Here is a 19,920-nt window from a genome sequence, read left to right as displayed (position 1 = left end):
CGGAGCCACCCACCGCAGGCCCGCAGGCCCGGTCAGATCATCAGGATGATCCGGCCGGGCCTGCGGCCTGCCTCGGCCCTGCGGTGCGCCTCGGCGACCTCCTCCAGGGGCAGCACATCGGCCACCCGGGTGACCAGCTCACGGGCCGCGACCTGGTCGAAGACCTCCGCCAGGCGGCTCGCGTCCGGGCGGGCCCGGTCGAATTCGACCCGTACCCCGCGCTCGGCGGCCGGGACCCGGTCGGGGGCGATGGCCACGAAGACCCCGCCGTCCTTCACGGCGGCCAGCATCGGGGTGCCCACCAGGGCGCCGTCGAAGACGCCGTCCACGCCGTCCGGGGCCAGCTCACGGACCTGCCGGAGCACGTCGACGGGCTCGCCGCGCGGCACGCACTCCTTGGCGCCGAGGACCTTCAGCTCGCTCTCGTCGCCCTCGTAGGACACGGCGATCACCCGCAGCCCGGCCGCCGCGGCGAGCTGCACCGCGAACCGGCCCACCACCCCGCTGGCACCGGTCACAAGGAGGGTCGCCCCGGGGGCCAGATCCAGCTGGTCGATGCCCTGCCGGGCGGTGATCGCGGCCAGCGGTACGGACGCGGCGGCGGTGAACTCCACGTCGTCCGGGAGCGGCGCCAGCCACTCCGGGTCCGCCCACAGGACCTCCGCGTAGGTGCCCTGGCCGTCGAGGAGCTCGTACCAGGGCACGAAGCCCGCCACCCGGGTGCCGGCGGGCAGACTGCCCCGCGGGCCGGGCGCCGGGTCGAGCAGGGTGCCCGCGAAGTCCGTGCCGAGGACGAACGGGGGCCGCAGCTCGCCCATCTGGTCGACGTACAGACCGGCCCGGATGCGCAGGTCGGCCACGTTCACACCGGCCGCCCTCAGGCGCACCCGTACCTTCCCCGGCATCGCACCGGCCTCCGGCTCGGGGCGGCGGGCCATGCTCAGCACCTCGGGTCCGCCGTAGGCGGTCACTTCGACGACACGCATCGGGTCTCCTCCTGCGGAAGCCCCCTCGGGGCCATTAGACCCACGCCCGGCACCCCCGGCAACAGGGGGCGGTCCGACCCCGTCGGTTGGCGGACGGACGAACTTCAGATGGCCGGAAACCAACGGACCCCCGGACCCGTACACACGTCCGTACGGTGGCTTGCGTGGACTGGGTCAGCCCCGAGAACGTCATCGCCGTCCTCACCGCGCTGGTCGGTGTGGTGGTCACTTTCGCCGTGCTCGTGATCGAACGCCGGATCCCGCGCCGCAAGCGCATCGGTTACCGCGTGCAGCTGAACACTCCGGTCGGTGACCGGGTCACCCGGCTGTTCAACGGGCGCAGCGACATGGCCGACGCCACCCTCGTCCTGCTGCGGATCGAGAACGACGGCGGGGTGTCCATCGGCCGTGACGACTACAACGACGACCACCACGGTCTGACGATCCACTTCGCGCACCGCAAGGTGGAGGCCGCCGCCGCCTCGGAGGCGTCGTTCGCCACCGAGCTGATGACCCTCTCCGAACACGAGATCGTGCTGCCGCGCACCCCGCTGAACCCGGGCGAGTTCTTCAAGGTCCTGGTGCTCCTGACCGGAGCCGGGCCGGACGACGGGATCACCGTCACCGGCTCGATCCGGGACGGCGGCGTCCACGTCAACCACAGCGCGACCTTCGACGAGAAGCCCCCGCTGTTCAGCCGGGCGGCCCGCCGGATCAGCATCGTGCTCACCGTCTGCGTGGTCGCGCTCGCCGCGATCATCGTGATGCGCGACGACGTTCCGCCGCCGATCGGCTGCGCCCGCGGCACCCTCACCGTCACCGGCTCCACCGCCTTCGAGCCGGTGCTCAGCGACACCGCCCGGCAGTACGAGAAGGACTGCGAGGGCGCCACGGTGATCGTGGACGCGCACGGCTCCACGGCGGGCATCCGGGAGCTGGCCGAGGCCGGCGCCGAGCAGGCCGGGACGAAGGGCGAGGAGAAGGGCAAGGGCGGCCCGCCCGCGCTCATCGCGCTCGCCGACGGCCCCAAGCCCGACGGCTACCCCGAACTGCGCGACAGCCGGGTCGCCGTCTCCCTCTTCACCCTGGTCCTCAACGACCAGGTGAAGCTGGACAACCTCACCCTGGAGAACATCCGCGCCCTCTACCGCGGCGACATCACCAACTGGCGCACCCTCGGCGGCCCCGACCTGCCGGTCCGGCTGATCAGCCGGGACGCCAACTCCGGCACCCGCGAGGTGTTCCAGCGGCGGGTGCTCGGCCGCAACGAGCCCGCCAACTCGTCCCGCAACTGCGCGGTCAAGGACGACAGCGAGGCCCCGGTGATCCGCTGCGAACTCGACTCCACCCAGCAGGTCCTGTCCACCGTCGCCGCCCAGCCCGGCGCCATCGGCTACACCGAACTCCGCACCGGCATCGGCCTGAAGGGCCTGCACCGGATCGCGATCGACGGCCGGGTGCCGCACGTCGACGAACTCGGCACCTCGACCTACCCGTACCGGGAGATCGAGTACGCGTACACCTACGGCCTGCCCAGGCCCGGCTCGCTGACCGCCAGCTTCCTCACCTATCTGGAGCGCGGCACCGGCCAGGACGTGATCAGCGTCCACGGCCATCTGCCGTGCGCGACGCCCAAGGGGCTGCGGATCTGCGGGGAGGGGTGAGGGGCGGTCCGGGGCGGGGGCCCGCGGGGCCGTCCGGGGCCGGGGGGCTTTCTCCGGAGCCCGGTGCCGGGGGCCGTCTGGCATTCTCTTGCGTCGTGGATCCCTTGAACGCGGAAGACCCGGTCACGATAGGTCCGTTCCGGCTGATCGGCCGGCTCGGCGTGGGCGGCATGGGCCGGGTGTACCTGGCCAGGTCGGCGGGCGGCCGGGCCGTCGCCGTGAAGGTCGTGCACGGCGAACTGGCCGCCCAGGACGAGTTCCGGCGCCGGTTCGCCCGCGAGGTCTCCGCCCTGGAGCGGGTCGGCGGCCACGGCACCGCACCCGTGCTCGGCGCCGACACCGAGGCCGAACGGCCCTGGGTGGCGGTCGGTTACGTGCCGGGCCCTTCGCTGCGCACGGTGGTCGGCGAGGAGTACGGGCCGCTGCCGCCCGACACCGTCCGCACCCTGGCGGCCGGACTGGCCCGCGCGCTCACCCATGTCCACGGCGCGGACCTGGTGCACCGCGACCTGAAGCCGTCGAACGTGCTGCTCACCGTCGACGGCCCGCAGATCATCGACTTCGGCATCGCGCGCGCCCTCGACACCGTCACCGACGGCGGACTGACCAGCACCGGAGCGGTCGTCGGCTCGCCCGGCTTCATGTCGCCGGAGCAGGTGCGCGGCGACCGGCTGACGGCCGCGTCCGACGTGTTCTGCCTGGGCACGGTGCTCGCGTACGCGGCGACCGGGAAGTCCCCGTTCGGCGGCGCGGACAGCGGGGTGCACGCCACCATGTTCCGGATCGCGCACGACGAGCCGGACCTGACCGGGGTCGCGCCCGAGCTGACCGGCCTGATCAGGGCCTGCCTCGCGAAGGACCCGGCGGCCCGTCCGTCGGCCGCCGAGCTGGCCGGGACGCTCCAGGTCACCGACCCGTGGCTGCCCGCCGAGGTGCTCGCCCGGCTGGGACGGCACGCGGCGCGGCTCCTGGAGGCGGAGACGGAGGCGCTGGAGGCGGCGGCCGGGGTCGGTGCCGGTACCGGCCAGGGGGCCGGGGCCGGGCGGGCCGGGGATCCGACGCCCGCCACCCCGCTGCCCGCGACGGCCACGGCCCGCCCGCGCGGGCGCCGCCGGGGCCTGATCGCCCTGGTCACCGCGCTCGGCACGCTCGCCGTGGCGGGACTGGCGACGGCGGCGTACCTGTACGGGCCGCTCGGCCCGTCCGGCGACCGGGACGACACCGGGGCCCGTACGAGCACCGGGGCCGACGGGAAGGGCCGTACGCCCACAGGCACGGGCACGGCACCGTCCCGCGCCCCCGGGATCGTCCCGGCCGCGTTCATCGGCGCCTGGGAGGGCGTCCTGAAGGGCTCGGCCGACAACCCGGGCGAGATCAGCCGGATCGAGATCAGCCAGGGCCCGGCGGGCTCCCGCGCCGCCGTCTACACCCATGTGACGGGCGAACGGCTGTGCATCGGCCGGGCGGTGCTGCTGTCCGCGAAGGACGGTGAACTCGTCCTCGGCGACGCCGAGATCACCGCGAGCGTGCCCGCCGAGCGCTGCACCCCGGCCGCCCGGCAGACCCTCAGGCTGACCTCCGACAACGTGGTGGCCTGGAGCTCGGGCGTGGCCCGCAGCACCTTCCAGCGGGTCCGGACCGGCACCAGCGTGGTGCCCGCGAGCTTCGTCGGCTCCTGGGAGCAGGCCCCGGACACCATCACCCAGCCGGACGCCGACCGCTTCACGTACCGGGTCACCATCACCCAGGGCCCGATCGGCGCCCCCCTGATCCGCTTCGAGCAGAGCTACCCGCGCACCGACAGCGAGGGCAACGCGCTGTCGGGTTCCGTGAACTGCACGGCCACCTCGGTGGTCGGCGGCGTCGGCAACCTGCTGGTCATCGGCCCGCAGACGCGCGACCCGGACACCTGGGACCCGGACTGCGTCGAGAACGGATCCAGCAATCTGCGGCTCGTCCACTACAAGGGCAAGGAGCTGCTGCAGATGTACGACATGTCGGCGGACGGGGAACCGGGCGAGTTCGTCCGGGACTAGGCCGCGTCCTCCGGACAAGGATGCGGCGAGGGCCCGCGCCCCGGCCGATGCCGGTGCGCGGGCCCTCCCCGTACGGATGCGTGCTGTCCGTACCGACTAGAGGAACGAGTTGATCTCGATCGTCTCGGTACGGCCCGGGCCCACGCCGATCGCGGAGATCGGGGCGCCGGACATCTCCTCCAGGGCCTTCACGTACGCCTGCGCGTTCTTCGGCAGGTCGGCGAAGGTCTTGGCCTTGGTGATGTCCTCGGACCAGCCCGGCAGCATCTCGTAGATCGGCTTCGCGTGGTGGAAGTCGGACTGCGAGTACGGCAGCTCCTCGACGCGCTTGCCGTCGATCTCGTACGCGACGCAGACCGGGATCTGCTCCCAGCCGGTGAGCACGTCGAGCTTGGTGAGGAAGAAGTCGGTGAGGCCGTTCACGCGGGTCGCGTAGCGGGCGATGACCGCGTCGAACCAGCCGCAGCGGCGGTCACGGCCGGTGGTGACACCGCGCTCGCCACCGATGCGGCGCAGCGCCTCGCCGTCCTCGTCGAACAGCTCGGTCGGGAACGGACCGGCGCCGACGCGGGTGGTGTACGCCTTCAGGATGCCGATGACCCGGCTGATCTTCGTCGGACCCACGCCCGCACCGGTGCAGGCACCGCCGGCGGTCGGGTTCGAGGAGGTCACGAAGGGGTACGTGCCGTGGTCGACGTCGAGCAGGGTGCCCTGGCCGCCCTCGAAGAGCACGACCTTGTCGTCGTCGAGCGCCTGGTTCAGGATCAGCGTGGTGTCCGCGACGAACGGCTTGATCTGCTCCGCGTACTGGAGCATCTCCTCGACGATCTGCGCGGCGTCGATGGCGCGACGGTTGTAGAGCTTCGCGAGCAGCTGGTTCTTGCCCTCGAGCGCCGCCTCGACCTTCTGGGTGAGGATCGACTCGTCGTACAGGTCCTGGACCCGGATGCCGACGCGGTTGATCTTGTCGGCGTAGGTCGGGCCGATGCCCCGACCGGTGGTGCCGATCTTGCGCTTGCCGAGGAACCGTTCCGTCACCTTGTCGAGGGTGACGTTGTACGGGGTGATCAGGTGGGCGTTGCCGCTGATCAGGAGCTTGGACGTGTCCACGCCGCGCTCGTTCAGCCCGCTCAGCTCGGAGAGCAGGACCGCCGGGTCGACGACGACACCGTTACCGATGACCGGGGTGCACCCCGGCGAGAGGATTCCGGAAGGGAGCAGGTGCAGCGCGTACTTCTGGTCGCCCACGACGACCGTGTGGCCGGCGTTGTTGCCGCCCTGGTAACGCACCACGTAGTCAACGGACCCACCGAGCAGGTCGGTGGCCTTTCCCTTGCCCTCGTCACCCCACTGAGCACCGAGCAGCACAAGTGCGGGCACAGGCGTACACCCCTTCCGGGCGGGGCATGTCCAAGGTCAGGGGGCCGACGCCGCCTCACCGGTGTGCCCCGGAATAGACGAAGCCCCTGGCGCAATAGCGCAAGGGGCTCTTGCACAAAGAGACTACCCGAGGAAGGACCGAGGTGTCGGCTCACGACCAGCTGCTGGTCATCATCGACCCGGTCGCCCGCCGAAGTGACGGCGAGTCCGTGCGGATCGCGAAAGATGTGTTGTCGGCCGGTGCCGAGGCGAAGATCTGCCTGCCGGACGGGCCGGAGGAATTCGCCCGGGCCCTGGCGCGGCGGGGCTCCCGGCACCCGGTGGTGCTGGGCGACGACCGTGCGCTGCTGCGCACGGTGACCCTGCTGCAGCGCGAGTCGGGGCCACCGGGCGGCGGCCTCGTCGTAGGGCCGGACGGGGGTCTCGGCGGGGCTCTCGGCGGGGCTCTCGGCGGGGCTCTCGGCGGGTCCCTCTCGCTCGTCCCGGTGGGTGCGGCCGAGCGGGTGACGACGGCCCGCGCGCTGGGGGTGCCGCCGGGCATCGTGGCCGCCGCGCGCGCGGTCCTCGACGGGGCGGTGCGGCGGCTCGACCTGCTGGTCGACGACAGTGGCGGGGTGGTCCTGGACCGTCTTGAGGTGCCCGCCTCGCGGCTCGCGGAGCCCGCCCACCGGGGCGGTCCGGTGCCGGTGGGCGCCCCGCCGAGCGTCTGGGACACCTGCCGCTCGCTGGTCCGCACCCTGGTGCGGCCGTCCCCGGCCGCCGGGCCGCACCCGCACCGGCTGCGGGTGGAGGCGGACGGGCAGCTCCTGAGCGACCTCGACACCCCGCTGGCCGGGCTCACCGCCCGGGCGTTCGGCGGCGCGCTGGCGCTGACGCTGCTGCCGTCGGGGCCCCCGGGGACGGGTCCTGTGCACGCCACGGCGCGGACGCTGACCGTGGCCGGGCCCGACTTCCGCTACCGGGCGGACGCGGCGGTGTCGGGTCCGGTGCGGCGGCGGACCTGGACGGTACGGGAGGGGGCGTGGGGTCTGACGCTGCCGCGGGAGCTGCCGGGGGCCGCCGTTCCGGGGGTCTAGGCGGAGGCCGTGGGTGCCTCGGCGGCGTCCTGGGCGGCGTCCTGGGCGTCCAGGTGGGCCCGCCAGCGGTCCATCATGCCCAGCATCTCGTTCTGCAGGAACGCGAAGAAGTCCGCCGTACGGGCCGTGCGGCGGCCGGCCTCGGTGTCGGGGCCGAGGCTCTCGGCGCCGTCCCGCAGGATCTTCTCCCAGCGGGTCAGGATCTGGTCGCGGCGGGTGAAGGTCTCGTACCAGAGCTCGTCGTGGAGCACATAGCGGTCGCGCCGGGTGCCGGGGTCGCGCTCGCGGCTGACCATGTTGACCTGGTTGAGGTAGCGGACGGCGCCGGAGACGGCGGCCGGGCTGATCCGCAGGGCCAGGGCCAGCTCGGCCGAGGTCATCGAGGCGGACTCGGAGGCGAGGAGCGCGGCGAAGACCCGGGAGGCCATCCGCTGCATCCCGGCGTCGGTCAGTTCGGCGGCGAAGCGCTCGACGAAGCGCGCGGTGGCTTCTTCGTTGGTCGTCGTCATGGCACCCACTATCCCATCGGGTTTCCACTCTTCGCCATCTTCACAACTTTGTGAAACTCGTGTATGTTCGGAACCATGATGAAGGCCATCACTGTCGCCGGACTCCACAAGACGTTCGGGCGCACCCATGCACTGGACGGCCTCGACCTCACCGTCGAGACCGGCGAGGTCCACGGCTTCCTCGGGCCCAACGGGGCCGGGAAGTCGACCGCGATCCGGGTCCTGCTCGGACTGCTGCGCGCGGACTCCGGCGCGATACGGGTCCTGGGCAAGGACCCCTGGTCCGACGCCGTGGAGCTGCACCGGCGGATCGCCTACGTCCCCGGTGACGTCACGCTGTGGCGCAATCTGTCCGGCGGCGAGGTCATCGACCTGCTGGGGCGGCTGCGCGGCGGCCTGGACCCGGCCCGGCGGGCCGCGCTGACCGAGCGCTTCGAGCTGGACCCCACCAAGAAGGGCCGGACGTACTCGAAGGGCAACCGGCAGAAGGTCGCCCTGGTCGCCGCCTTCGCCTCCGAGGTCGACCTGCTCGTCCTGGACGAACCGACCAGCGGCCTGGACCCGCTGATGGAGGAGGTCTTCCAGAGCTGCGTCGAGGAAGCCCGCGACCAGGGCCGCACGGTCCTGCTCTCCAGCCATGTGCTCAGCGAGGTGGAGGCGCTGTGCGACCGGGTCAGCATCATCCGCGCGGGCCGGACCGTGGAGTCCGGTTCGCTCGCCGAGCTGCGCCATCTGACCCGCACCAGCGTCGCCGCCGAGCTGGCCGGGGCGCCGCGGGGGCTCGCCGGGCTGCCCGGGGTGCACGACCTGGACGTCCAGGGCCACCGGGTCAGGCTCCAGGTCGACACCGACAAGCTCGACGCGGTGCTGCGGGCGCTCACCGCCACCGGGGTCCGCAGCCTGACCAGCACCCCGCCCACCCTGGAGGAGCTGTTCCTCCGGCACTACGCGCCCGGGACGGCCTCCGACGCCACATCCGATGCGGCGGTCTCCCGGTGAGCGCCGTGCTGAGCCTGGCGGGCACCGGCGGGCTGACCCGGCTCGCGCTGCGCCGCGACCGGCTGATGCTGCCGGTCTGGGCGCTGGTCACCGGCGGTCTGGTCGCGAGCGGCGCCGGGACCCTCCAGGGCCTGTACGGGACGGCGGCGCAGCGCGCCGAGCTGGCCGCCGCCATGAACGCCAACAGTTCGATGCGCTCGCTCTACGGGCCGGTCTTCGACGACTCCCTGGGCGCCCTGGTGGCCTGGCGGTTCGGCACCTTCGCGGCCGTCCTTGCCGCCGTGATGAGTCTGCTGATCGTGGTCCGGCACACCCGCGAGGAGGAGGAGACGGGCCGGCAGGAGCTGCTGTCCGCCGGGGCCGTGGGGCGCCGGGCACCGCTGACGGCGGCGCTGCTCACCGCCCTCGCGGCGAACGCGGCGGTGGCCCTGATCGTGACGGTCGGCCTCGCGGGGCAGGGCCCGGCCGGGGCGCTCGCGCTGGGGCTCGCGATCGGCGGCACCGGCATGGTCTTCGCGACCCTGGCGGCGATCGTCGCCCAGCTCACCGAGAGCGCCCGGCTCGCCAAGGGCCTCACCGCCGGTCTGCTCGGTGTCGCCTTCACCCTGCGGGCGGCGGGTGACGCAGGCACGGCGTCCGGGGACTCCGTCCTGACCTGGCTCTCGCCGGTCGGCTGGGCGGAGCACACCCGGGCCTTCGCCGGTGAGCGCTGGTGGCTGCCGCTGCTGCTGATACCCGCCGCCGTGCTGGCGCAGACGGCCGTGGCATACGGGCTGACCGCCCGCCGTGACGTCGGCATGAGCTTCCTGCCGACCCGGCCGGGCCCGGCGGCGGGGCGGCTCGGGTCGGCGGGGGCGCTGGCCTGGCGGCTCCAGCGGGGCACCCTGCTCGGCTGGTCGCTCGGTTTCCTGCTCGCCGGGCTCGTCTTCGGCGGGATGGTCGAGGGCGCGGCGGACATCGTCGGGGACAACGAGCAGGCCCGGCGGATCTTCGAGCGGATGGGCGGGCAGTCCGCCCTGACCGGGGCGTTCCTGGCCACCATGACGGGCCTGTTCGGGATGATCGCGGCGCTGTTCGCGGTCGGCGCGGTGCTGCGGCTGCACGGCGAGGAGACCTCGCAGCGGGCCGAGCCGCTGCTCGCGGCGCCGGTCGGGCGGCTGCGCTGGGCGGCCGGGCATCTGGCGGTCGCGTTCGGCGGCCCGGTGCTGATCCTGCTGCTCGGCGGGGCCGGGCTGGCCCTGGCGTACGGGAAGGAGAGCGGTCCGGTGCTCGGCGCCGTGCTGGTGCAGCTGCCCGCGGTGTGGACCCTGGCGGGGCTCGCGGTGCTGCTGTGGGGCGCGGTCCCGAGGGCGGCGGCGGGTGCCTGGGCGGTGGCCGGGCTGTGTCTGGCGGTCGGCTGGGTCGGCCCGGCGCTCGACCTGCCGCAGGCCGTGCTGGACCTCTCGCCGTTCGGGCACCTGCCGAAGCTGCCCGGGCAGCCGATGGCCTGGGGCCCGGTGCTCGCGCTGACCGCGCTGGCGGCGGTCCTGACGGCGGCGGGACTCACAGGTCTGCGCCGCCGGGACCTGGCGAACTGACCGGGCCCCGGGGCGAATTCACACCTCCACGAGCAGTTCCTCGAAGCCGCGGATCACATAGCCGGGCTTGCGGCGCGGTTCGGCGGCGAGCCGAAGACCAGGGGCCTGGCGGAGCAACTCGCCGAAGACGGCGGTGAGTTCGACGCGGGCGAGCGGGGCGCCGAGGCAGTAGTGGATGCCCGCGCCGAAGCTGACGTGGGGGTTGTCGGCGCGGCCGAGGTCGAGGGTGTCGGCGGTGGGGCCGAAGCGGGCCGGGTCGCGGTTGGCGGAGCCGAAGAGCAGGGCGACCTCGGAGCCGCGCGGGATGACGGTGCCGCCCAGCTCGATGTCGTCGAGGACCCAGCGCTCGAAGAGCTGGAGCGGGGTGTCGTAGCGCAGCAGTTCGTCCACAGCTGTGGACAACTTTTCCGGATCGGGATCGGGGCGGACGTCATGGCTCAGCAGCGTCCACCAGCCGCCCACCGTGGTGTTCACGGTCGCCTCGTGGCCCGCGTTGAGCAGCAGCACACAGGTGGAGATCATCTCCTGCTCGGTGAGCTCCTCGACGGCGATCAGCGCCGAGATCAGGTCCTCGCCCGGTGCGCGCCGCCGCCGGGCGATCAACTCCCGCAGATAGTCAGAGAATTCGACGGAGGCACGGACCGCGCGGCGGGCCGTCTCCTCCGTCGGGTTCAGCTCGTACATCCCGCAGATCGCCGCCGACCAGGGGCGCAGCATCGCCCGCTCCTCGTCCTCGGCGGGGACGCCCAGCATCTCGGCGATCACCGCCACCGGCAGCGGTTCGGCGACGACGGCCTGGAGGTCGCCGCCGCCCGCCGCGACCAGCTCCGCCACCAGGCCGGCCGCCAGCGTCCGTACCGTCGGCGCGAGCCGTTCCACCGTGCGCGGGGTGAACGCCTTCGACACCAGGCGCCGGATCCGGGCGTGGTCGGCGCCCTCCAGGTCGAGCAGCCCGTGGTCGTTGAGGGTGTGGAACGGCTCGTGGGCCGCGTCCGGGGCGTCCCGGCCGAACTCCCGGTGGCTGAACCGGTGGGTGTAGGTCCGGCCCAGGCGGCGGTCCCTGAGCAGCGCGGACACGTCCTCGTGGTGCGGGACCAGCCACTGCCGGGTGGGGGCGTACCAGTGGGCCCGGCCGGCCTCCCGCAGGGCCGCGTAGGCCGGATAGGGGTCGGCGACGAACTCGGGGGACCAGGGGTCGAAGGCGTGGTCGGCGTCCATGACCGGACGCTACCCGCCGACCTGCACCAGACGCGCCTCGTACGCGAACACGGCGGCCTGCGTCCGGTCCCGCAGCCCCAGTTTCACCAGGACGCGGCTCACATGGGTCTTGATGGTGGACTCGGCGACCACCAGGTGGTCGGCGATCTCGGCGTTCGACAGGCCCTGCGCGATGAGCACCAGGACCTCCGTCTCGCGCTCGGTCAGCTCCCCGATCTGGGCGATCGCGGGCGGCCTCGGCGAGCTGTCGGCGGCCTTGGCGAACTCGGTGATCAGCCGCTTGGTGACGGTCGGCGCGAGCAGCGCCTCGCCGCCCGCGACCACCCGCACGCCCTCGGCGAGCTGCCGGGCCGAGGCGTCCTTGAGCAGGAAGCCGGAGGCCCCGGCGCGCAGCGCCTGGTACACGTACTCGTCGAGGTCGAAGGTGGTGAGGACCAGCACCTTGGCGTCGGCGTCGGCCGCGACGATCTCGCGGGTGGCGTCGATGCCGTTCATCTCGGGCATCCGGATGTCCATCAGGACCACGTCGGGGCGGAGCGCGGCGACCTGGGCGACCGCCTCGCGGCCGTCCACCGCCTCGCCCACGACCTCGATGTCCGGCATCGCGCCGAGCAGCACCGAGAAGCCCTCCCGGACCATGATCTGGTCGTCGACGATCAGCACACGGATCACGGCTGCGGCTCCTCACGGCTGACGGGGACGAAGACGGCCACTTCGTAGCCCCCGTCGTCGGTGGGGTCGGCGGTCATGTCGCCGCCGAGCATCGTGACACGTTCGCGCATCCCGGTGATGCCGTGGCCCGCGCCCGGCGAGGGCTTGACCAGGCCGCGGGCCGGACCGTTGGCGATCCGCACCCCGAGGCCGCCGAGCACATAGCTGACCTCGACCTGGGCGGCGGCGCCGGGCGCGTGCCGCAGCACGTTCGACAGGGCCTCCTGCACGATCCGGTACGCGGAGAGCTCGACGCCCTGCGGCAGCTCGCGGACCGCTCCGGTGACCGTCTTGGTGACGTCGAGACCGGCCTCGCGGACGTTGCCGATCAGCCCGTCCAGGTCGGCCAGGGTCGGCTGGGGCGCCTCGGGGGCCTCGTAGTCCTCGGCGCGGACCACGCCGAGGATCCGGCGCAGCTCGGTGAGGGCGGCCACCGCGTTCTCGCGGATGGTGACGAACGCCTGCTCCAGCTCCGGCGGCGGGTTCTCCACCCGGTACGGGGCGGCCTCGGCCTGGATCGCGACCACCGACATGTGGTGGGCGACCACGTCGTGCAGCTCACGGGCGATGGTGGTGCGCTCCTCCAGGAGGGTGCGCCGGCCGCGCTCGACGGCGGTCTCGGACGCCTGCGCGGTGACCTCGCGGGCGGCGTCGCGGCGGACCTGGCGCAGCGAGATCACCAGCAGCAGGAGGGCGGCGGCGAACAGCATCTGCGGGGCGTCGTTGTCGTAGCCGAGGCCGCGGCCGAAGAGGAAGCTGGCGAAGAACGCGTACCCGGCGGTGACCAGCCACATCCCGGCGGCGACCCGGGGCCCGGTGCGCATCGCGACGATCACCAGGACGGCGAGGTGGGCGGCGAAGACGTTCGCCCCCCACGGCCAGTTCATCGAGAAGGACCCGAGGTAGCCGAGGAACGGGGTCGCGCCGAGCGACACCCAGAAGGCGAGCACCGGCCGGACCAGGGTCATCAGGACGGCCACGGCGGGCACGGCCGAGAAGACCAGGCTGACCAGGCCCCGGTAGCCCAGCTCCCCGCTGGCGAAGCCGATCATGAAGACGATCAGCGCGGTCCCGGCGACCGTGAGGTGCGGCAGGAAGGCCGCGTAGGGGCGTATCCGCTGCGGCAGGTGCCGGGTCATGCCCCGGGTCACGTCCATCGGGGCCAGCGGACGGTAGGCGAAGGCATCATGGAAGAGGTCCGCGCGCAGGCCGTCGACCGCCTTCATGGTGAGGCGGAGCTCCGGACTGCGGCTCGGGTCGGTGGTCTGCGTCGAATTCACGCTCTCCACGGTACGGGCGCCCCGGGGGCCGGTCGTCCGGCCTGATGGGGATCCTGCCGGGTCCGCCTTGAGGACTACCCGGCCGGGGGCGCGGGCCCGGACCGGGCCGGGCCGGGACCCGCGCCCCCGGGGCTACCAGGCGAGCTGGGCGATCTCCTCCGCGACCACCGCGCACGCGTCGGCCGCCGGGTCGATCAGCGGGAAGTGCCCGACCTCCTCCAGGAACGTCAGACCGGCCGGCTCGCCCGCCTTCGCCGCCGCGTCCCCGAACGCCTCGGCGACCGCCGGCGGCACCACGATGTCGTCCCGGCCGTGCACCACGGTGGTGGCGATCCCGGTGGGCAGCAGCGCCGACGGGTCCGCCGACGCCATCCGCTCCGCGAACTCCGGTCCGGCGCCCAGGAGTTCACGTACCGCACCACCGCACACACCGAGCTCCACCGCCGACGTGAGGTCGGCGATCGGCGCGAGCGCCACCACCCCGCGCAGGCCCGGCGCGGACGGCAGCCGCCACGGCGACCCGGCCGGCAGCAGATGACGGGCGGCGGCCCACAGCGCCAGGTGGCCCCCGGCGGAGTGGCCGGTGAGCACGATCCGGCGCGGATCGGCCTGCGGCAGGTGCGCCGCCGCGAGCTCCGGCAGCGCGTCGAGCGCCGCCGCCACGTCGTCGAAGGTCTCCGGCCAGCGACCGGCGACCGGCGCCGCGCCGCCCTGCCGGGGGATCGGGCCGCCGCGCCGGTACTCGACGTTGGCCACCGCGAAGCCGCGCCGGGCCAGGAAGTCCACGAACGGGGTCAGGTGAGCCCGGTCGTACGGGCCCCGCCAGGCGCCGCCGTGCAGCGCGACGACCAGCGGCACGCGTTCCCGCCCGCCGTCCGCGCGCCCGTCGCGGGGCGCGTAGAAGTCGACCACCTGATCGGGGTGCGCGCCGTAGGCGGCGGTCACGTCAGGGGCGACGGCCGGGTGCGAGAAGGCCGACGCCTCTTCGGCGGCATCGCGCGCGGCGGGGTCCGGCATGGTGCTTCCAACCTCTCCTCAGGCGCGGCCGGTTGGCCTGACCTGCGGGGACGGTACCAGGCGTCCGCCACCCGCGGATCAGTCGATCAGGCGATCATCCGACCGCCGGCCAGGGCTGCCCCTCAGGCCCCCGGCGGGATCTCCCGCAGCACCTCGCCGAGCACCCGGGCCGCCCGCTCGGCGTCCGCGAAGCCGACGTACAGCGGGGTGAAGCCGAACCGCAGCACATCGGGGCGGCGCAGATCGCCGACCACCCCGCGCCGGATCAGCTCCGCCATGACCGCCGGGGCCTCGGCGCAGCTCAGCGCCACCTGGCTGCCGCGCTCCGCGTGCGCGTCGGGCGTGATCGAGACGACCCGGCCCTCGGGGGCGTAGGCCCGTACGCACTCCAGGAAGAAGTCGGACAGGGCCAGCGACTTGGCCCGGACGTCCTCGATCCGCACCCCGTCCCACACGTCCAGGGCGGCTTCGAGGGCCAGCATGGACAGGATGTCCGGGGTGCCGACCCGGCCGCGCACGGCCCCGTCGGCGGCCCGGTAGCCCGGGGTCATCCCGAACGGGTCCTCGTGCGAGTTCCAGCCGGGCAGCGGCGAGTCGAACCGCTCCTGGTGGCGCTCGGCGACAAACAGGTACGCGGGCGAACCGGGGCCGCCGTTCAGGTACTTGTAGGTGCAGCCGACCGCCAGGTCCACGCCGTGCGCGGCGAGCCCGACCGGCAGCGCGCCCGCGCTGTGGCACAGGTCCCAGACCGCGAGGGCGCCCGCCGCGTGCAGCGCGGCGGTGATCCCGGGCAGGTCCTGGAGCCGCCCGGTGCGGAAGTCGACGTGGTTGACCAGGGCGAGCGCGGTGCGTCCGGTCACCGCGCCGGGTATGTCGACCGGGTCGAGCGGCACGATCCGGTGACCGGTGAGGCGCGCCGCGGACTCCGCGATGTACCCGTCCGTGGGAAAGGTCGTCGCGTCGACGATGATCTCGCCGCGCCCGGGCCCGGCGAGCCGGGCGCCCGCCACGACCGCCTTGAAGACGTTCACGCTGGTCGAGTCGCCGACCACGATCGTGCCCTCGGCGGCGCCGACGAGCGGCGCGATCCGGTCGCCGATCCGCTCCGGCGCGGTCCACCAGCCGGACTCGTCCCAGGACCGGATGCGCAGCTCGCCCCACTGGCGGCGGACGACGTCGGCGACCCGGTCCGGCACGTGCGCGGGCAGCGCGCCGAGCGAGTTGCCGTCCAGGTAGACGGTGTCGTCGAGGGCGAACCGCTCACGGTGCTTGGCGAGTTCGTCGGTGGTGTCGAGTCGGGAGGCCCGCTCCCGCAGGTCGTCAGACATGGCTGCGCGCCGTCCACAGCTCGGGGAAGACGTTCTTCTGCGCGCGCTTCTCCAGCCAGGCGACGCCCGCCGAACCGCCGGTGCCGGTCTTGGCGCCCATGGCCCGCCGGGTGGCCACCAGATGGTCGTTGCGCCAGCGCCAGATCAGCTCGGCGACATCGCTCAACGCCTCGCCGAGCCGGACGAGTTCGGCGTTCTGGTCGGGGTCCGCGTAGATCCCGGCCCAGACCCGCTCGACCTCGGCGGACGGCTCGTACCGCCGCGCCGGATCACGGTCCAGCACCTCGGCCGGTACGGGCAGCCCGCGCCGCGCGAGCAGCCGCAGCGTCTCGTCGTACAGGCCGGGCTCCTGGAGCGCCTTCTCCAGCTCGGCGTGCACCCGGGGCGCGCCGCGGTGCGGCACCAGCATCGACGCGGACTTCTCGCCGAGCAGGAACTCCATCCGCCGGTACATCGCCGACTGGAAGCCGGAGCCCTCGCCGAGCGCGGCCCGGTAGGAGTTGAACTGGGCGGGGGTCAGCTGGGCCAGCGGGCGCCAGGAGTGGTTCAGGGCCTCCAGCTCGCGCACGGACCGCTTCAGGGCGTCCATGGCGGTGGGCACGTCGTCGCCGCGCAGGGCGCGGCTCGCGGTCTCCCACTCGTGCACGATGACGGTGAACCACAGCTCCATGACCTGGGTGGTGACCAGGAAGACCATCTCGCCCGGGTCGTCCGAGCGCAGGTGCTGGAGGTGGGTGAGCACGTCCGCCTGGACGTAGTCCTCGTACGGAGTGGTGCCCGCGAAGTCGAGGTTCGGCGCGCTGTCGGCGACCGCACCGGCTCCGGAGGCATCGGGAAAGGCTGACATTTCTGTCTCCTCGATACGAACTACCGGGTAGCGGTCCGCTCCTCTCGTCCGGCACATCCGGCACGGGAGCTCCGGTCCCCTCGGGAGGCACGCTGCGTCGCGCGGGCTCCCAAGCGCATCATGACACGATCGGACCGGTGATGTAGCCCCCGTCTTCGTCATACGGATACGCGTTCGAACGGCAGCCGTTCAAGCCCTTGATCTGCTGCATCATGACCGGCGCGGCCTTCCCGGGACCCGCACAGCCCAGGTGCCGGCGGAGCCCGATCTCATGGCCGACCTCATGGTTGATGATCAGGTGCCGGTACTCGGTGGGCGGGCCCGCGAAGGTCGGCGAGCCGAGCGTCCAGCGCTTGAGGTTGACCACGACACCCGCCGAGGTCTCGCAGTTCAGCTCACCGCGGGTGCGCAGACCACTGACGGCGCACAGCTTGTCGGCGGTGTCCGGGGTGGCGATCCTGATGACGAAGTCGGCGTCGTCGGTGACGAGCTGGAAACGGCCCCTGCCGTGCGCGGCCCAGCCGCGCGGATGCGCCAGGATCGCCTGGATCTCCACGGCCGCGTCCCGGGCCGAGATGTCCACGCCGTTCTCCACCTGGACCTGGTAGCGGCGCAGCGCGCCACCGCTGCCGACCGGCGCGCCGGTGGCCTCGGCGGTGGTGAAGGTGCCCGCGCCGCGCTGGAGGACCCGTACCGGCCGGTGCGCGGCGCCCGGCGTCGGCTTGGGCTTCGGCTTCGGCTTCGTGGTGGGCGGGGGTGTCGGCGTGGGTTTCGGCGTCCGGACCGACCCGGAGGCCGCCGGCGGGGTCGGGGTCGGGGTGTCCGCCGCGGCCCCCAGCGCGTCGGGCCCGTCGAGCCCATCGAGCCCGTCGAACTGTGCCAGCGCGGCCCCGCCGCCCAGGGCCACCACGATCAGCCCGAGCACGACCATCAGCAGCGAGCGCCGCCGCCGGGCCGCTCCCCCGCGCCGACGGCGCCCCGCAGTCCCGCTCCTCGCCACGACCGACCTCTCCCCCTGTGCCCGGTCCGCAGGATCGTACAGACCCTTCGCGAACAGAACCGCCCGCACCCGGGGCGGGTGCGGGCGGTTCCAGAAGGGTTCCGGGCGGGCGGAGGATCAGCCCAGGGTGTCGGCGGCGGTCTGCGAGGAGTCGCGCAGGAACGTCGTGCAGCGCTCGTACTCCTCCTTCTCGCCGATGTCACCGGCCGCGCGGGCCAGCGCGTGCAGGGCGCGCAGGAAGCCCCGGTTCGGCTCGTGCTCCCACGGCACCGGGCCATGGCCCTTCCAGCCGCTGCGGCGCAGCGCGTCGAGGCCGCGGTGGTAACCCGTACGGGCGTACGCGTAGGACTCGATCACCCGGCCGCCCTCGTACGCGTCGTCGGCGAGCTGCGCCCAGGCGAGCGAGGAGGTGGGGTACTTCGCCGCGACGTCGGCCGGCGCGGTGCCCGCCGCCAGGAGCTCACGCGGCTCCGGGTCGTCGGGCAGGTGGGTGGGGGACGGTCCCCCCAGCAGGTTCTCGTGGATGGCCATGGGCCCCAGTCTGCCTCAGCCGGTCGCGGGCGCGCCGGGCCCGTCCCCGGCGGGCTCGCCCGGCCGGGGCGCCGCCACGTCGCCCGGGTCGAGCGGCGGCGCGGTCACCCCGCAGTGCACCTTGCACTCGGGATGCGCGGCGGCCGCCGCCGTCACCGCGTCCGGCGTGCGCAGCGTCGCGAACGCGAGCACCGCGCCCGCCACCAGGACCCCGGCACAGATCGGCATCGCCCGCTGGAAGGTGCTCCCGAACTCGTCCGCCGAGCGGTACGTCTCCGGGCCCATCCCGGCGAGCAGCGGCAGCGCCGCCACCGCGATCAGGCCCGCCGCCCGGGCCGCCGCGTTGTTGATGCCGCTGGCGAGCCCCGACCGGGACACGTCCACCGAGGCGAGCACCGTCGCCGTCAGCGGCGCCACCAGCGTCGTCATGCCCAGGCCGAGCACGAGCAGCGCGGGCAGCACGTCCTTGACGTACGAGGCGTGCTCGCCGACCCGGAGCATCAGCAGCATCCCCGCCGCGCACAGCAGCGGCCCCACGGTCAGCGGCAGCCGGGGCCCGGTCTTCTCGCCCAGTTCGCCCGACTTCGCCGAGAACAGCAGCATCAGCACGGTCGTCGGCAGCAGCGCGGTACCCGCGGCCAGCGCCGAATAGCCGGAGACCACCTGGAGCTGGAGCGCGGCCAGGAAGAAGAAACCGCCGAAAGCCGCGTACACGCACAGCGTCACCAGGTTGACGGCGGTGAACATCCGGGACCGGAAGATCGACGACGGCATCATCGCGTCCTCGCCGCGCCGCCGCTCCACCACCACGAACCAGACCCCGACCGCGACCCCGGCCACCCCCGCCCACCAGGTCTTGCCGATCAGCGCGTACGTCACCAGGGCCAGCGCCGCCGCGCCGAGGACGGCCCCGAGCACGTCGAACCGGCCGTGCCGGACCTCGTCCCGGGACTCCGGCACGTGCCGCAGCGCCACCGGTACGCAGACGAGCGCCAGCGGCACGTTCAGGAAGAACACCCACCGCCAGCCGGGCCCGTCCACCAGCCAGCCGCCGACGAACGGCCCGATCGCCGCCCCGACACCGCCGAAGCCCGACCACAGACCGACCGCCTTGGCCCGGTCGTCCGGGTGGAAGCTGGCCTGGATCAGCGCCAGCGAGCCCGGCGTCAGGAGTGCGCCGCCGACGCCCTGGAGGGCGCGGGCGGCGATCAGGACCGGGGCGTTCGGGGCGAGCCCGCACAGCAGCGAGGCCGCCGCGAACCACACCACGCCGATCACGAACACCCGGCGCCGCCCGTAGCGGTCGCCGAGGGCGCCGCCGAGCAGGATCAGGCCCGCCAGGGTGAGCATGTAGGCGTTGACGGTCCACTGCAGCGCCGCGAGGTCGGTGCCCAGGTCCTCGCCGATGTGCGGCAGGGCGACATTGACGACGGTGGAGTCGAGCAGCGCCATCCCGGAGCCGAGCACGGTGGTGAGGACGATCCACCGCCCGGTGCCCGAGGCCAGCCGGATCCCCATGCCGCCGCCGGTCGGCGCGGCGGCCGGGGCGGCGGTCGGCGCGGCGGCCGGAGCCGGTGCGGGAGCGGGGGCCGGTGCGGGAGCCGGGGGCGTACCCGCGTCGCTGCCCGGGTCCCTGTCCCCGCCCGGGCCTGCCGTGTCGGTCATGCCTGCATGGTCCCGCGATCCGGCGCCGGGCGCAGCCCCGCGACCGGCCGGTGAGCGGCCGGTGAGCGGCCGGACGGGAGGCCGTCAGGCGGCCAG

At 73.8% G+C, this 19,920-nt stretch carries 17 protein-coding genes; 5 read left to right on the top strand and 12 right to left on the bottom strand.

Annotated features, from left to right (window positions below; translation table 11 throughout):
• Window positions 1–32: 32 nt before the first annotated feature.
• Entirely contained in the window at window positions 33–986 is a 954-nt protein-coding gene (locus ACIPXM_RS22875; RefSeq protein WP_401658196.1) for an NADP-dependent oxidoreductase, read from the bottom strand.
• 164 nt (window positions 987–1,150) lie between these two features.
• Between ACIPXM_RS22875 and ACIPXM_RS22870 the strand changes: the two genes are divergently transcribed.
• Both ACIPXM_RS22870 and ACIPXM_RS22865 read left to right on the top strand, forming a co-directional pair.
• Window positions 1,151–2,650: a substrate-binding domain-containing protein gene (locus tag ACIPXM_RS22870; protein ID WP_401658194.1), complete on the top strand. Its 1,500-nt coding sequence runs from the start codon at window positions 1,151–1,153 to the stop codon at window positions 2,648–2,650.
• Window positions 2,651–2,745: 95 nt separating this feature from the next.
• Complete coding sequence (locus tag ACIPXM_RS22865; RefSeq protein ID WP_401658192.1) at window positions 2,746–4,686, top strand: serine/threonine-protein kinase; 1,941 nt, start codon at window positions 2,746–2,748, stop codon at window positions 4,684–4,686.
• Window positions 4,687–4,782: 96 nt separating this feature from the next.
• Here the strand turns inward: ACIPXM_RS22865 and ACIPXM_RS22860 are convergent, their stop codons facing one another.
• Window positions 4,783–6,066: an adenylosuccinate synthase gene (locus ACIPXM_RS22860; protein WP_401658190.1), complete on the bottom strand. Its 1,284-nt coding sequence runs from the start codon at window positions 6,064–6,066 to the stop codon at window positions 4,783–4,785.
• A 143-nt stretch (window positions 6,067–6,209) separates the two neighbouring features.
• On the opposite strand from ACIPXM_RS22860, the gene ACIPXM_RS22855 reads away from it, so the two are divergent.
• Window positions 6,210–7,142 (top strand): diacylglycerol kinase, encoded by a 933-nt coding sequence (locus ACIPXM_RS22855; protein WP_401658188.1) that lies wholly within the window; start codon window positions 6,210–6,212, stop codon window positions 7,140–7,142.
• Here the strand turns inward: ACIPXM_RS22855 and ACIPXM_RS22850 are convergent.
• The gene (locus ACIPXM_RS22850; protein ID WP_401658186.1) at window positions 7,139–7,651 is read right to left on the bottom strand and encodes a GbsR/MarR family transcriptional regulator; all 513 of its coding nucleotides are present in this window, start codon (window positions 7,649–7,651) and stop codon (window positions 7,139–7,141) included. The two genes, ACIPXM_RS22855 and ACIPXM_RS22850, sit on opposite strands and share 4 nt — an antisense overlap.
• Before the next feature lie 75 nt (window positions 7,652–7,726).
• On the opposite strand from ACIPXM_RS22850, the gene ACIPXM_RS22845 reads away from it, so the two are divergent.
• Window positions 7,727–8,650 (top strand): ATP-binding cassette domain-containing protein, encoded by a 924-nt coding sequence (locus ACIPXM_RS22845; protein WP_401658184.1) that lies wholly within the window; start codon window positions 7,727–7,729, stop codon window positions 8,648–8,650.
• Window positions 8,651–8,715: 65 nt separating this feature from the next.
• Complete coding sequence (locus ACIPXM_RS22840) at window positions 8,716–10,227, top strand: ABC transporter permease (RefSeq protein ID WP_401658499.1); 1,512 nt, start codon at window positions 8,716–8,718, stop codon at window positions 10,225–10,227.
• Between the two features lie 18 nt (window positions 10,228–10,245).
• Here ACIPXM_RS22840 and ACIPXM_RS22835 read toward each other — a convergent pair whose 3' ends face one another.
• From ACIPXM_RS22835 to ACIPXM_RS22795, 9 genes are all read right to left on the bottom strand, one after another.
• Window positions 10,246–11,445, bottom strand: coding sequence for a cytochrome P450 (locus ACIPXM_RS22835; RefSeq protein WP_401658182.1), 1,200 nt, complete (start codon window positions 11,443–11,445; stop codon window positions 10,246–10,248).
• A gap of 9 nt (window positions 11,446–11,454) precedes the next feature.
• Entirely contained in the window at window positions 11,455–12,117 is a 663-nt protein-coding gene (locus ACIPXM_RS22830; RefSeq protein ID WP_401658180.1) for a response regulator, read from the bottom strand.
• Window positions 12,114–13,445 carry a sensor histidine kinase gene (locus ACIPXM_RS22825; protein WP_401658178.1) on the bottom strand — a complete coding sequence of 444 codons (1,332 nt, stop codon included), beginning with the start codon at window positions 13,443–13,445 and terminating at the stop codon, window positions 12,114–12,116. Before ACIPXM_RS22825 ends, ACIPXM_RS22830 begins: the two co-directional genes overlap by 4 nt.
• A gap of 123 nt (window positions 13,446–13,568) precedes the next feature.
• The gene (locus ACIPXM_RS22820) at window positions 13,569–14,453 is read right to left on the bottom strand and encodes an alpha/beta hydrolase family protein (RefSeq protein WP_401658176.1); all 885 of its coding nucleotides are present in this window, start codon (window positions 14,451–14,453) and stop codon (window positions 13,569–13,571) included.
• 122 nt (window positions 14,454–14,575) lie between these two features.
• Window positions 14,576–15,781 (bottom strand): kynureninase, encoded by a 1,206-nt coding sequence (gene kynU, locus ACIPXM_RS22815; RefSeq protein ID WP_401658174.1) that lies wholly within the window; start codon window positions 15,779–15,781, stop codon window positions 14,576–14,578.
• Complete coding sequence (locus ACIPXM_RS22810) at window positions 15,774–16,628, bottom strand: tryptophan 2,3-dioxygenase family protein (protein ID WP_401658172.1); 855 nt, start codon at window positions 16,626–16,628, stop codon at window positions 15,774–15,776. Before ACIPXM_RS22810 ends, kynU begins: the two co-directional genes overlap by 8 nt.
• Before the next feature lie 118 nt (window positions 16,629–16,746).
• Entirely contained in the window at window positions 16,747–17,628 is an 882-nt protein-coding gene (locus ACIPXM_RS22805) for a DUF3152 domain-containing protein (protein WP_401658170.1), read from the bottom strand.
• Between the two features lie 117 nt (window positions 17,629–17,745).
• Entirely contained in the window at window positions 17,746–18,159 is a 414-nt protein-coding gene (locus ACIPXM_RS22800) for a DUF3151 domain-containing protein (protein ID WP_401658168.1), read from the bottom strand.
• A gap of 15 nt (window positions 18,160–18,174) precedes the next feature.
• Window positions 18,175–19,677: an MFS transporter gene (locus ACIPXM_RS22795; protein WP_401658497.1), complete on the bottom strand. Its 1,503-nt coding sequence runs from the start codon at window positions 19,675–19,677 to the stop codon at window positions 18,175–18,177.
• Window positions 19,678–19,920: the final 243 nt, after the last annotated feature.

Source organism: Streptomyces sp. NPDC090025, assembly GCF_044748125.1.
Lineage (GTDB): Bacteria > Actinomycetota > Actinomycetes > Streptomycetales > Streptomycetaceae > Streptomyces.
Note: the sequence above shows the minus strand (reverse complement) of the source record. Positions and strands in the feature narration are given on the sequence as shown.